Here is a 13,338-nt window from a genome sequence, read left to right as displayed (position 1 = left end):
GGCCGGGCCCGGGAGAATCATGAGTCAGCGTCTGCGCCTGCTGGGGCGCGCCTCCTCCATCAATGTCCGAAAGGTGCTCTGGACCCTCGATGAATGCGGGCTGTCGCACGAGCATGAACCCTGGGGCGAGGGGGCGCTGTCTCTGCAGAGCCCGGCGTTCCTGGCCCTGAATCCGCTGGGCATGGTGCCGGTGCTGGTCGATGGCGACCTGGTGCTGCGGGAGTCCAACACCCTATGCCGCTATGTCGCCATGCGCGCGGCCCGCCAGGATCTGCTGCCAGAGGACGCCCGCGGCCGCGCGCAGGTCGAGCAATGGATGGACTGGCAAGCGACCGAGCTCAACAACAGCTGGCGCTATGCCTTCATGGGCTTGGTTCGCAAGAGCCCCGCGCACCAGGACGCGGCACTGATCGCCCAGGGCCTGCAGGGCTGGAATGCCCAGATGGCCGTGCTGGAAGCCCAGCTCCAGCATACCGGCGCCTATGCAGCCGGGCCGCGCTTCACGCTGGCGGACGTGGTGCTGGGCCTGTCGGTGGAACGCTGGCTGCGAACGCCGCAGGCGCAGCGGCCGGACTTTCCCGCCATCGAGGCGTACCACCAGCGATTGTGCGAGCGTCCGGCCTTCCTGCGTCATGGGGCCAATGGCCTGCCCTGAGGCCAGGGGCTGTCTGGTCGGCGCTTGACGGTCTGCGGGCCTGCCGCGACAGTCGCCGCATGGCATTCGACACCTGGCTTCTGTACCTGCTGGCCGCGACCGGCCTGTCCCTTTCTCCGGGGCCCAACGGCTTGCTCGCGCTGACGCATGGCGCCCTGCATGGCTGTCGCCGCGCGATGTGGACCATCCTGGGCGGCGCTCTGGGCTTCGTGGGGGTGATCGCGCTGTCGCTGTTCGGCATCGGCGCCCTGCTGAAGAGCTCGCTGCTGGGGCTGACGGTGCTGAAATGGATCGGTGGGGCCTATCTCTTCTGGTTGGGCGTGCAGGTCTGGCGTTCGCCGCCCATCGGGGTGGATCTGCCCGAGGCGGTGGTCCCGCGCAGCGGCTGGTCAATGTTTCGCCAGGGGGCGCTCTCGGCCTTGACCAATCCCAAAGGCCTGCTGTTCTTCACGGCCTTCCTGCCCCAGTTCATCGACCCGGCCCGCAGCCTCTGGCTCCAGTTCGCCCTGCTGGCCGGTACCTTCGCGGTGGTGGAGTTCCTCACCGAGTGGGGCCTTGCCAGCGCCGCGCATCGCGTCAGCCCCTGGCTGAAGCGGGTGGGGCGGCGCTTCAACAAGGGCTGCGGCGGGATCTTCATGGTGCTGGGGGCTGCGCTGCCCCTGCGCGGCTGAAGGCTCCGCCACCCATGAAAAACGGACGCCGAGGCGTCCGTCTTGACGTGGGGCGCCTGGGGCTCAGTCCTTGATGGTCTGCAGCCGGCGGTTCACGCGCAGGGCCAGCAACGTGGCGGCAACGCCCGAGAGCAGGTAGAGGCTCACCGAGATCAGGCCGAACTCCGCCGACAGGCCCAGGGCCACCAGCGGGGCGAAGGCCGCGCCCAGCAACCAGGCCAGGTCGGCCGTCAGGGCGGCGCCGGTGTAGCGGAACTGGGGCAGGAAGTTGGAGGTCACCGTGCCGGCGGCCTGGCCATAGGACAAGCCCAGCAGGATGAAGCCCACCAGGATGAACATGTCCTGGCCCAAGGCGCCGCCCTTGAGCAGGGCCGGCGTCGCCAGGGCAAAGAGGCCGATGCCCACGGCCACCGCGCCCAGGGTACGGCGGCGGCCGAAGGTGTCGGCCAGCAGACCGGACAGCGGCATGGCCGCGGCCGCCAGCAGGGCGCCCACCACCTGCACCACGAGGAAGTCGCCCACATCCTGCTTGGAGAACAGCAGGATCCATGACAGCGGGAACACCGTCACGATGTGGAAGAGGGCGTAGCTGGACAGCGAGGCGAAGGCGCCGATCAGCACGTTGTGGCCCTGCTGGCGCATCAGCTCGGCTTCGTTGCAGGGCTCCAGTTCGTGGGCCTCCAGCTCGCGCTCGTACTCATGCGTGACCACCAGGCGCAGCCGGGCAAAGAGCGCGACGACGTTGATGGCAAAGGCGGCGAAGAAGGGGTAGCGCCATCCCCAGGAGAGGAAGTCTGCGCTGCTGAGGTGCGTCCAGAGGTAGGCAAAGAGCCCGCTGGCCACGAAGAAGCCCAAGGGCGCGCCCAGCTGACCCAACATGGCGTACCAGCCGCGCTTGTGCTCGGGCGCATTGAGGGCCAGCAGGGAAGGCAGACCGTCCCAGGACCCCCCCAGGGCCAGGCCTTGCCCCAGGCGGAAGGCGGCCAGCAGCCAGATGGCCGTGGAGCCCAGGCTGGCGTAGCCCGGCAGCATGGCCATGCCCGCGGTGGAGGCGCCCAGCAGGAAGAGGGCGGCGGTGAGCTTGACGCTGCGGCCCCAGCGGCGCTGGATGGCCATGCTCAGCAGCGAGCCGATGGGGCGCACCACGAAGGCCAGCGCGAAGAGGGCGAAGGCGTAGAGCGTGCCCGTGAGGTGGTCGGCGAAGGGGAAGAACAGCGCCGGGAAGACCAGCACCGAGGCGATGCCGTAGACGAAAAAGTCGAAATACTCGGACGCCCGACCGATCACGACCCCCACGGCGATGTCGCCCGGGGCGACGTTCTGCTGCTCCGAATCGGCCCCGCCGGGGCTGATCGCGCTCAAGGAATTCAGGGGCAGGGCACTGCTGGTAACCATGGGGCCTGGGACAAAATGTCCAATCGTTGACATGGGTCAATCAGGATACATTCGCGCCCGAAACGCAAGCTCGTTAACCCGGCGCTGGTTATCCCGATGTATAGAAAACCCCTGCAGTCCCCGGCCGTCTTGGCCCCTGTCCTTGGCCGCTCCCTGCTGGCCCTGGCCCTCCTGCCTCTGGCCGCCTGCAACACGGTGGTGATGAACCCTTCGGGTGACATCGCCCGCCAGCAGGCCGACCTGGTCACCACCTCGACGCTGCTGATGCTGCTGATCATCGTTCCGGTGATCCTGCTGACCCTGCTGTTCGCCTGGCGCTACCGCCAGTCCAACACCAGCGCGACCTACAGCCCAGACTGGGACCACAGCACCAAGCTGGAGCTCATCATCTGGGGCGCGCCGCTGATGATCATCATCGCCCTGGGTGCCATCACCTGGATCAGCACCCACAAGCTGGACCCCTACCGCCCGCTGGACCGTCTGGACGAGTCCCGCCCCCTGCCCGAAGGCGTCAAGCCCCTGGAGGTGGAAGTGGTGGCCCTGGACTGGAAATGGCTGTTCCTCTACCCCGAGCAGGGCATCGCCACGGTCAATGAGGTGGCCGCGCCGGTGGACCGCCCCATCCGTTTCAAGATCACCGCCTCCACGGTGATGAATGCCTTCTACATCCCCGCGCTGGCCGGCCAGATCTACGCCATGCCGGGCATGCAGACCCAGCTCCACGCCGTGATCAACAAGGCCGGCGAGTACGAGGGCTTCTCGTCCAACTTCAGCGGCGACGGCTTCTCGCACATGCGCTTCCAGTTCCACGGTCTTTCCGAAGCGGACTTCCAGGCCTGGGTCGCGAAGAACAAGAGCGAAGGTGGCGAGCTGAGCCGCGCCGCCTACCTGCAGCTGGAACAGCCCAGCGAGAAGGAGCCCGTGCGCCGCTACGCCCGCGTGGCCGACGGCCTGTACGACGCCATCCTGAACCGCTGCGTGGACAGCGCCAAGATGTGCATGGGCCAGATGATGGCCATCGACGCCGCTGGCGGCCAAGGCAAGGGCGGCGTGGACGGTGTGTCCCGCAAGCGCTGGGGCCAGGGCGAGAAGTCCTTCGTGACGGCTCAGTGCACGCCGGCCAATGCCGAGAAGTTCCTCCCCGCGACCGCCGCGGCCCGCCAAGACTGACCCGCTGAAGTACCAAGATGTCTGACGCTCAAGACCTCAGCCGCCTCGTGTTCGGGCGGCTCTCGTGGGACGCGATCCCCCTTCATGAACCCATCCTGCTCGCCACCTTCGCCGGCGTCGTGCTGGGCGGGCTGGCCATGCTCTTCCTGTTGACCAAGTACCGCCTGTGGGGCGTGCTGTGGCGTGACTGGATCACCAGCATCGACCACAAGAAGATCGGCATCATGTACATCGTGCTGGGCCTTGTGATGCTGCTGCGCGGCTTCGCCGACGCGCTGATGATGCGCGCCCAGCAGGCCATCTCCTTCGGGGACCAGGTCGGCTTCCTCCCGCCGCACCACTACGACCAGATCTTCACCGCCCACGGCGTGATCATGATCTTCTTCGTGGCCATGCCCCTGGTGACGGGCTTCATGAACTACGTGGTGCCGCTGCAGATCGGCGCCCGTGACGTAGCCTTCCCCTTCCTGAACAACTTCAGCTTCTGGATGACGGCCAGCGGCGCCATCCTGATCATGATGTCGCTGTTCGTGGGCGAGTTCGCCCGCACCGGCTGGCTGGCCTACCCGCCGCTGTCCGGCATCCTGGCGAGCCCGGGCGTGGGGGTGGACTACTACATCTGGTCCCTGCAGATCGCGGGCGTGGGCACCACGCTCTCGGGCATCAACCTGATCGCGACCATCATCAAGATGCGCGCGCCCGGCATGACGATGATGAAGATGCCCGTCTTCACCTGGACCAGCCTGTGCACCAACGTGCTGATCGTGGCCGCTTTCCCGGTGCTGACCGCTGTGCTGGTGCTGCTTTCGCTGGACCGCTACATCGGCACCAACTTCTTCACGACGGACCTCGGTGGCAACGCCATGGTCTACGTGAACCTGATCTGGATCTGGGGCCACCCCGAGGTCTACATCCTCGTGCTGCCGGTCTTCGGCATCTTCTCGGAAGTCGTGGCCACCTTCAGCCGCAAGAAGCTGTTCGGCTATGCCTCCATGGTGTACGCGACGGTGGTGATCACCATCCTGTCCTACCTCGTGTGGCTGCACCACTTCTTCACCATGGGCTCGGGCGCCAGCGTGAATTCCTTCTTCGGGATCACGACCATGATCATCTCCATCCCGACGGGAGCGAAGATATTCAACTGGCTCTTCACCATGTACCGTGGCCGCATCCAGTTCGAGGTGCCCATGCTGTGGACGGTGGGCTTCATGGTCACCTTCGTGATCGGCGGCATGACCGGCGTGCTGCTGGCCGTGCCTCCGGCGGACTTCGTGCTGCACAACAGCCTCTTCCTGATCGCTCACTTCCACAACGTCATCATCGGCGGCGTGCTCTTCGGCCTGATGGCAGGCATCACCTTCTGGTTCCCCAAGGCCTTCGGCTACAAGCTGGACCCGTTCTGGGGCAAGTGCAGCTTCTGGTTCTGGTTCGTGGGCTTCTACCTCGCCTTCATGCCGCTGTACGTCCTGGGCCTGATGGGCGTGACCCGCCGCATGAGCCACTTCGAGGATCCCTCGCTGCAGATCTGGTTCCAGATCGCGGCCCTGGGCGCCGTGCTGATCGCCCTGGGCATCGGCAGCTTCCTGATCCAGCTGGTGGTGAGCTACCTGCGCCGCGACCAGCTACGTGACGAGACCGGCGACCCCTGGGATGCCCGCACCCTGGAGTGGTCCACCGCCTCGCCGCCGCCGGACTACAACTTCGCCTTCACGCCCGTGGTGCACGAGCTGGACGCCTGGCACCACATGAAGAAGCTGGGCGTGAAGCGCCCCACCAGCGGCTTCGTGGACATCCACATGCCCGCCAACACCGCCGCAGGCGTGGTGATCGCCGGCCTGTCGACCCTGTTCGGCTTCGCGATGATCTGGCACATGTGGCTGGTGGCCGGCCTGAGCTTCCTCGTGACACTGGTGGCCATCCTGGTCCATACCTTCAACTACAAGCGCGACTACTACATCCAGGCCGATGCCGTGAAGCGCAGCGAGGACGCCCGTACTGCCCATCTGGCGGCGCTGGCCGCCCCTTGATCGCCTGGAGGACCGAATCATGAGTCACACCATTTCCCTGACCGAAGCCGACGGCGCGCCGCGCTTCTATGACCTGAAGGGCGAGCATCACCCGCAGCAGGGCACCCTGCTGGGCTTCTGGCTCTACCTGATGAGCGACTGCCTCATCTTCGCCGTGCTGTTCGCGGTGTTCGCGGTGCTGGGCAAGTCCTACGCTGCCGGCCCCTCGGGCGCCGACCTCTTCGACCTGCCCCTGGTGGCGGTGAATACGGGCTTCCTGCTGTTCTCCTCCATCACCTACGGCATGGCCATGATCGCGATGAACCACGGCAGGAAGCAGCACCTGCTGATGTGGCTGGCGGTGACGGGCCTCTTCGGCGCGGCCTTCCTGGGCCTGGAGCTCTACGAGTTCGCGCACCTGATCCACGAAGGCGCCGGCCCGCAGCGCAGCGCCTTCCTGTCAGCCTTCTTCACGCTGGTGGGCACGCACGGCCTGCACGTCACCTTCGGCATCATCTGGCTTGTCACGCTGATGATCCAGGTCGGCAAGCACGGGCTGATCAAGGAGAACAAGCGCCGCCTGATCTGCCTGTCCATGTTCTGGCACTTCCTGGACGTGGTGTGGATCGGGGTCTTCACCTTCGTCTACCTCATGGGGTCGATGTGACCCACCCCCTACGGCCTGCGGCCGCCCCTCGAGGGGGCGCGCTTGGCAGCCCGGCAAAGCCGGATCTACAAGCGCCGCTGGGCTTGGGAGGCCTACTGCTAAGACTGATTGAGAAGTCACATGAGCGAACAACATCACGATCAACACGCTGATCACGGCCACCACGACGATGACCTGGCCTACCACGCCACGGTCAAGGGCTATGTGGTCGGCTTCCTGCTGTCCGTCGTGCTGACGGCGATTCCCTTCTGGCTGGTCATGGGCCAGGTGCTGCCGAGCAAGAACACCACCGCGCTGGTGATCCTGGCCTTCGCGGCCGTGCAGATGGTCGTCCACATGATCTATTTCCTGCACATGAACAGCAAGGTCGAGGGCGGCTGGTCCCTGCTGGCCCTGATCTTCACCGCCGCGCTGGTGCTGATCATGCTGGCGGGCTCCATCTGGGTCATGTACCACATGAACGCCAACATGATGCCCGTGCACGACATGCGCAATCTGCCCTGATGCGAGAGGATCGGAGCCTTGCCGCCGATCCAGCTGCCATGAACAAGCCGCCCACCTTCGTCGCCCCGCACCGCCCCTTGTGGCGGCTGCTGGCGGTGACGCTGGGCGGCTTCGTCCTGATCGGCGTCTTCCTGGCCCTGGGCCTCTGGCAGGTCCAGCGCCTGGCCTGGAAGGAGGCGCTGCTGGCCCGCATCGAGGCCAGCCAGCGCAGCGATCCCCAGCCGTTGCCGGCGCCGCAGGACTGGCCCCGTGTCCAGCGTGACACGCACGAGTACCAGCGCCTGCAGCTGTCCGGTCACTTCGATCATGGCCGCGAGACCCGGGTCCAGGCCAGCACCGTGCTGGGCACGGGCTGGTGGGTGCTGACGCCGCTGCGAACCTCGGACGGCCGCTGGGTGCTGGTCAACAGGGGCTTTGTCGATGCCGAGCACCGCGATCCCGCCACCCGGCCCGAGCCGCAGGGCGAGGTGACGCTGCTGGGCCTGCTGCGCGTGACCGAGCCCGAAGGCCGGCTCTGGCAGCACAACGATCCCGGGACGGGGCGCTGGTATTCCCGCGACGTCGAGGGCATCGCCGCCGCGCAGCAACTGCCGGGCGAGGTGGCGCCTTTCTTCGTGGATGCCAGCGAGGGCAGCGAAGGCCAGTGGCCGCGTGCCGGCTTGACCATTCTGGCTTTCAGCAACAATCACCTCATGTATGCCCTGACCTGGTTCGCCCTGGCGGCCATGGTGATCGGGGCCCTGGTGTTCGTGTGGCGCTTCGAGAGGCGCCGAGTCCCTGGAGCGGCCGCTGTTGAACCCGACGCTTGAAGCGCAGGAGCAGGCCGAGGTCGCCCACCTCGGTGCAGCCGGCCGTGCCTCGGAGACCCTGGCTGGGCGTCGCAACCTGCTGCAGCTGATCCAGCTGCGCTGGCTGGCCGTCGCGGGGCAGCTGGCCACCATCCTGGCCGTGCACTTCCTGCTGGCCATCCGCCTGCCCCTGGCCGAGATGCTGACCCTGCTGGGTGCCCTGGCCCTCTTTAACGTGGCCAGCTGGCTGCACAGCCGCAGCGGGCGGGACGTCAGCAATGGCGCGCTCTTCGGCGGCGTGCTGATCGATGTGGCGGTGCTCAGCGGCCAGCTCTACTACAGCGGCGGCATCACCAATCCCTTCTGCTTTCTCTTCCTGCTGCAGATCGCGGTGGGCACGGTGCTGCTGCGGCCGGCCTACATCTGGGCCATGGTTTTCATCGCCAGCGTCAGCTTCATGACGCTGACCCATGTGTACCGTCCCGTGGCCTTGCCCGATGTGGACGTGCCGGCGCTCTCGGTGCACTTCATCGGCGGGCTGCTGCTGTGTTTCCTGCTCAATGCGGTGCTGCTGGTGGTCTTCATGCACCGCATCGTGCGCAATCTGCGGCAGCGCGATGCTAGTCTGGCCAAGCTGCGCCAGCGCGCGGCGGAGGAGGAGCACATCGTGCGCATGGGCCTGCTGGCCTCGGGCGCGGCGCACGAGCTGGGCACGCCGCTGGCCACGCTGTCGGTGATCCTGGGCGACTGGGCCCGCATGGCACCCTTCGCGGGGGACCCCGAGCTGCGCGAGGAGATCGAGGAGATGCAGCTGCAGCTCAAGCGCTGCAAGACCATCGTCAGCGGCATCCTGCTCTCGGCCGGCGAGGCGCGCGGCGAGGCGCCGGCGCAGACGCATCTGCACGCCTTTCTCGACGAGCTGGTGGCTCAGTGGCGCCGCACGCGGCCGGCCAGGGCCCTGCACTTCGAGTCGCAGGACCTGCCCGATGTGCCCATGTACTCGGACTTCGCTCTGCGCCAGATGGTGGACAACGTGCTGGACAATGCCCTGGAAGCCTGTCCGCACGGCGAGATCACCCTGCGCGCCGCGCTGGAGCAGGACGGCGAAGTCCTCGCCCTGACCGTGCTGGACCAGGGGCCAGGTTTTGCCCCCGAGATGCTGGAACGCTTCGGCAAGCCCTACCAGAGCAGCAAGGGCAAGCCCGGCGGCGGCCTGGGCCTTTTCCTCTCGGTCAACGTCGCCCGCAGCCTGGGTGGCAAGATCGAGGCCCGCAACGGCTGGGAGGGCGGGGCCGAGGTAAGCATGCGCCTGCCCCTGTCCAGCCTCAGTGTGCAGCGCCCGAGTTCCTCCAAGAAAGGCCAGCGTGAACGCTGAAGACCGCCTGCTGCTCATCGTCGAGGACGACGACAGCTTCGCCCGCACCCTGATCCGCTCCTTCGAACGGCGCGGCTATCGAGTGCTGCGCGCGGCCAATCTGGCGGAGGTGCAGGCCAAGCTCGCGCAGTACCAGCCGGCCTTCGCGGTGGTGGACCTCAAGCTCGCCGGGGGCGACTCCGGCCTGGCCTGCGTGCAGGCCCTGCATGCGCATGACGAGACCATGGTCATCGTTGTGCTGACCGGCTATGCCAGCATCGCCACCGCCGTCGAGGCCATCAAGCTGGGCGCCCGCCACTACCTCGCCAAGCCCGCCAACACCGACGACATCGAGGCCGCTTTCGACAAGGCCGAGGGCGACGCCGAGGTCGAGCTCACCGAGCGCACCACCTCCATCAAGACCCTGGAGTGGGAGCGCATTCACGAGACCCTGGCCGAAACCGGCTTCAATATCTCCGAGACCGCCCGCCGCCTGGGCATGCACCGCCGCACACTGGCGAGGAAGCTGGAGAAGCAGCGGGTGAAGTGAGGGGTCAAGTCTTGCTACGGCAATGACCGGCTCATCCATCGGGCGCCTGCACCGCTCGTCCCATCGAATCGACGGGTCATCCCGACCCTGTCTTTTGGCACCCGCGCTGCTCGCGTCCGCTCTCTAGACTTCGCCCACTTCGGGCACCTTTACTCGGCTGCCCGCCATTCGGACAAGAACGACGGGAGAGACCGTGAGCGACTGCGCCTCCAACACCCTGGTGATCCCACCGGGCAGCCATCCTGCCACCACGCGCGTCACCGATGCGCCATCCAGCCATTCCGTTGATCCGCCGGCCGGCCCTGCCGTCAGCCCCTCCGGGCCTCAGGGGCCGGCATCGGCGCCCAAGAGGGGGCGTTCGCGCTGGCGCCGCTGGCGCACGCCGCTGATCGTCGCTGCCGTGCTGGCGGTGGTGGCCGGCGGCTGGCGCCTGACGCACCCGCCCAAGCCACCCGCCCCGCCGCCCGTGGGCGAGGTGAAGCTGGCGGACATCACCCAGGTCGTCCAGGCCTCGGGCATCCTGCAGGCCCGCACCAAGGTGGACGTAGGCGCCCAGGTCAGCGGCCAGGTGCAGACCCTGCACGTGGAGCTGGGCCAGAACGTGAAGAAGGGCGATCTGCTGGTGAGCCTGGACCCCGAGATCGCCCGCAGCGACCTCGCCCAGGCCGAGGCCGCCGTCGCGCAGCAGAAGGCGCAGCTGGAGCGCATGCGGGTGGACATCGAGCAGACCCAGCGCGAAGTCCAGCGCCAGCAGCGCCTGCTGGCCGGCAGCGCCACCGCAGGCCAGGAGGCCGAGAACGCCCAGGCCCAGCTGGACAAGCTCCAGGCAGACTACCGCGGCCAGCAGGCCAGCATGCAGCGCCTGCAGGCGGACCTGGCCAAGCGCCAGCTCAACCTGGGTTACACCCGCATCACCGCGCCCATCGACGGTACGGTGGTCAACATCCCGGTGCAGGCCGGCCAGACCGTCATTGCCGTGCAGATCACCCCGGTGATGGTGACGCTGGCGCAGCTGGACACCATCACCGTCCGCGCCCGCGTGCCCGAAGCCGACGTCTCCTCGGTGAAGGTGGGGCAGGTGGCGCGCTTCTCGACGCTGTCCGGCGAAGGGCGTCAGTATGAGGGCCGTGTGCGCGTCATCCAGCCGGTGCCGGAGCGCATGGGCAATGCCGTCTACTACAACGTGCTTTTCGAGGTGGACAACAGGGACCGCAGCCTGCTGTCCGACATGACGGTGCAGGTGAACATCGAGACCGGCAGCGCGAAGCAGGTGCCGACCCTGCCCATGGTCGCCCTGGGCGAACGTGATGCGCAAGGCCGCTACGAGGTGCAGATCCACAAGCCCGGCAGCGAGCAGGACCCGGCCCACAAGCCGGAGACGCGCAAGGTGCGCATCGGCCTGCAGGACGGCGGCAAGGCGCAGGTGCTGGACGGCGTGAAGCCCGGCGAGAAGCTGCTGCTGGCGCCCGTTGCCAAGAAGACGGGTGATGGCGACTTCGGCGTGGTCATCGACTGAGGCCGCCATGAGCACATCGCACCAAGACGGTCCGCCCCTGATCGAGCTGCGCGGCGTCGCCCGGCGCTACGTGATGGGCAAGGCGGACGACCCGGCCGCCGTCATCGTGCCGGCGCTGCAGGGCGTGAGCCTGCGCATCGAGGCCGGGGAGTATGTGGCCATCATCGGCCAGTCCGGCTCAGGCAAGAGCACGCTGATGAACATCCTGGGCTGCCTGGACAATCCCAGCGAAGGCCAGTTTCTCATCGACGGCCAGGACGCCAGCGAGCTGGATGCCGACGAGCTCGCCGCCCTGCGCCGCGAGCGCTTCGGCTTCATCTTCCAGCGTTATCACCTGCTGCCCGGCATGGACGCGCAGGCCAATGCCTCGCTGCCCGCGGTCTACGCCGGCATCGCCACCGGCAAGCGCATGGGCCGTGCCGCCCGTCTGCTGGCGGACCTGGGCCTGGGCGAACGCATGCACCACAAGCCCAACGAGCTGTCTGGTGGCCAGCAGCAGCGGGTAAGCATTGCACGGGCGCTGATGAACGGCGGCCAGATCATCCTCGCTGACGAGCCCACCGGTGCGCTGGATTCGGCCAGCGGCCAGGAAATGCTGCGCCAGCTGGACGCCCTGCATGCGGCAGGGCACACCATCATCCTGGTGACCCACGATGCCAAGGTGGCGGCGCACGCACGCCGCGTCATTGAGCTGTCCGATGGCCGGGTGCTGCGCGACAGCGGTACGCCTGCCGACCATGCCGTGCCCGCCGAGGCGCTGTCCATGGCCGCCGGCCCCGGCAGCTTCTGGGCGCACTGGCGCGGACAGCTGCGCGAGGCCGTCAGTTCCGCCCTGGGCGCGCTTTCGGCCAACCGGCTGCGCTCCAGCTTGTCCATGCTGGGCATCTGCATCGGCATCACGGCGGTGGTCTGTACCGCGGCGCTGGGCGATGCGGCACGGCAGGGCATCGAGGGCAATCTGGGCGCGGCGGTGGCGAGCAAGCTGTGGGTCTGGTCCGACCCGAGCAAGCTGCCACCAGGCGCTCTGCCACGGGACTTCCGCCCCTACGAGCTGGACGCCATCCGCGCCATCGAGGGCGTGCAGGACGTGCAGGGCGAGCGCCGCATGATGGGCGGCCTGCGCCAGGGCACCCAGCAGGTCAACGGGCAGACCGTGGCCGCGACGACGGACACGCTCAAGAGCAACCAGCTGACACTGGCCCTGGGACGCGACTTCACGAGCGCCGACCTCCAGGCCCGCGCGCAGGTGGTGGTGATCAGTCACCGGCTGTGGCAGGACCTGTTCAAGGGGCGGGCGTCCGCGATGGGCGCCACGATGCTGATTGACACCCTGCCCGCCCCCATGGAAGGCGCCCTGCCGGGCGCGGCGGCTCAGCCCCAGGTGGGCGCGGCGCTGCCCGTGCAGGTCATCGGCATCCTCAAGGAGAAGCGCGACGGCGACGGGGACGACGGACGCTCCGCCACGCTCTACCTGCCCGTCAGCACCTACCTGAGCAAGATCGACGCCAAGCCGGCGGTGAGCAGCTTCCGCGTGCTGGTGGCCAAGGGCTTCGATCCTGCCAGCATCGAGGCCCAGGTCAGGCACCGGCTCAAGGCCCTGCATGGGCAGCAGGACTTCGGGCTCTGGAACGGGGACGCCATGTTCCGCCAGGTGCAGCAGGTGATGGGCATCATCGCGGGCATCTTCACCGGCGTGGGCGCCATCGCCCTGCTGGTGGGCGGGGTGGGGGTGATGAACATCATGCTGGTCTCGGTGTCGGAGCGCACGCGGGAGATCGGCATCCGCATGGCCGTCGGCGCGCGGCAGAGCGACGTGCGCATGCAGTTCCTGATCGAGGCCGTGATGCTGTGCTGCCTGGGCGGCCTGGCCGGCCTGGGCCTGTCGTGGCTGGCCGCACAGGGCGCAAATGCGGCGCAGGACAAAGTGACGCTGGATGTCAGCGGCAAGGCGGTGGCCCTGGCCTTCGCGGTCTCGGGCGGCATCGGCCTGCTCTTCGGCACGCTGCCGGCCCGCCGCGCGGCGGCGCTGAGCCCGGTCGACGCCCTGGCGCGTGAGTGAATG

12 protein-coding genes are annotated in these 13,338 nt (G+C 67.7%); 11 read left to right on the top strand and 1 reads right to left on the bottom strand.

Annotation, left to right across the window (positions count from 1 at the left end; genetic code table 11):
• Window positions 1–19 precede the first annotated feature (19 nt).
• Window positions 20–655, top strand: coding sequence for a glutathione S-transferase family protein (locus H5407_RS10825; protein WP_183104460.1), 636 nt, complete (start codon window positions 20–22; stop codon window positions 653–655).
• A gap of 59 nt (window positions 656–714) precedes the next feature.
• On the top strand, window positions 715–1,326 hold the full coding sequence (locus H5407_RS10820) for a LysE family translocator (protein ID WP_183104459.1): 612 nt from the start codon (window positions 715–717) through the stop codon (window positions 1,324–1,326).
• 63 nt (window positions 1,327–1,389) lie between these two features.
• On the opposite strand, the gene H5407_RS10815 is transcribed toward H5407_RS10820, so the two are convergent.
• Window positions 1,390–2,721, bottom strand: coding sequence for an MFS transporter (locus H5407_RS10815; protein ID WP_183104458.1), 1,332 nt, complete (start codon window positions 2,719–2,721; stop codon window positions 1,390–1,392).
• A 96-nt stretch (window positions 2,722–2,817) separates the two neighbouring features.
• Here H5407_RS10815 and cyoA point away from each other — a divergent pair, with 96 nt between their 5' ends.
• The 9 genes from cyoA to H5407_RS10770 all read left to right on the top strand — a co-directional run bounded on the left by cyoA (window position 2,818) and on the right by H5407_RS10770 (window position 13,335).
• Window positions 2,818–3,891 carry a ubiquinol oxidase subunit II gene (gene cyoA, locus H5407_RS10810; protein ID WP_183104457.1) on the top strand — a complete coding sequence of 358 codons (1,074 nt, stop codon included), beginning with the start codon at window positions 2,818–2,820 and terminating at the stop codon, window positions 3,889–3,891.
• Window positions 3,892–3,908: 17 nt separating this feature from the next.
• Entirely contained in the window at window positions 3,909–5,918 is a 2,010-nt protein-coding gene (gene cyoB / locus H5407_RS10805; RefSeq protein WP_183104456.1) for a cytochrome o ubiquinol oxidase subunit I, read from the top strand.
• Between the two features lie 19 nt (window positions 5,919–5,937).
• Window positions 5,938–6,564 (top strand): cytochrome o ubiquinol oxidase subunit III, encoded by a 627-nt coding sequence (cyoC, locus tag H5407_RS10800; protein ID WP_183104455.1) that lies wholly within the window; start codon window positions 5,938–5,940, stop codon window positions 6,562–6,564.
• Between the two features lie 120 nt (window positions 6,565–6,684).
• Window positions 6,685–7,068: a cytochrome o ubiquinol oxidase subunit IV gene (gene cyoD, locus H5407_RS10795; RefSeq protein ID WP_183104454.1), complete on the top strand. Its 384-nt coding sequence runs from the start codon at window positions 6,685–6,687 to the stop codon at window positions 7,066–7,068.
• Between the two features lie 38 nt (window positions 7,069–7,106).
• The gene (locus H5407_RS10790) at window positions 7,107–7,877 is read left to right on the top strand and encodes an SURF1 family protein (protein WP_183104453.1); all 771 of its coding nucleotides are present in this window, start codon (window positions 7,107–7,109) and stop codon (window positions 7,875–7,877) included.
• Complete coding sequence (locus H5407_RS10785; protein ID WP_183104452.1) at window positions 7,861–9,231, top strand: ATP-binding protein; 1,371 nt, start codon at window positions 7,861–7,863, stop codon at window positions 9,229–9,231. Before H5407_RS10790 ends, H5407_RS10785 begins: the two co-directional genes overlap by 17 nt.
• Window positions 9,221–9,760 (top strand): response regulator transcription factor, encoded by a 540-nt coding sequence (locus H5407_RS10780; RefSeq protein WP_183104451.1) that lies wholly within the window; start codon window positions 9,221–9,223, stop codon window positions 9,758–9,760. The genes H5407_RS10785 and H5407_RS10780 overlap by 11 nt, the downstream gene beginning before the upstream one ends.
• Before the next feature lie 193 nt (window positions 9,761–9,953).
• On the top strand, window positions 9,954–11,276 hold the full coding sequence (locus H5407_RS10775; protein WP_183104450.1) for an efflux RND transporter periplasmic adaptor subunit: 1,323 nt from the start codon (window positions 9,954–9,956) through the stop codon (window positions 11,274–11,276).
• A 7-nt stretch (window positions 11,277–11,283) separates the two neighbouring features.
• Window positions 11,284–13,335: an ATP-binding cassette domain-containing protein gene (locus tag H5407_RS10770; protein WP_183104449.1), complete on the top strand. Its 2,052-nt coding sequence runs from the start codon at window positions 11,284–11,286 to the stop codon at window positions 13,333–13,335.
• Window positions 13,336–13,338: the final 3 nt, after the last annotated feature.

The sequence above is a fragment of the Mitsuaria sp. WAJ17 genome, from assembly GCF_014174515.1.
Lineage (GTDB): Bacteria > Pseudomonadota > Gammaproteobacteria > Burkholderiales > Burkholderiaceae_C > Roseateles_B.
The sequence above is the reverse complement of the archived record's forward strand: the minus strand, read 5'-3'. Positions and strand labels throughout refer to the sequence as shown.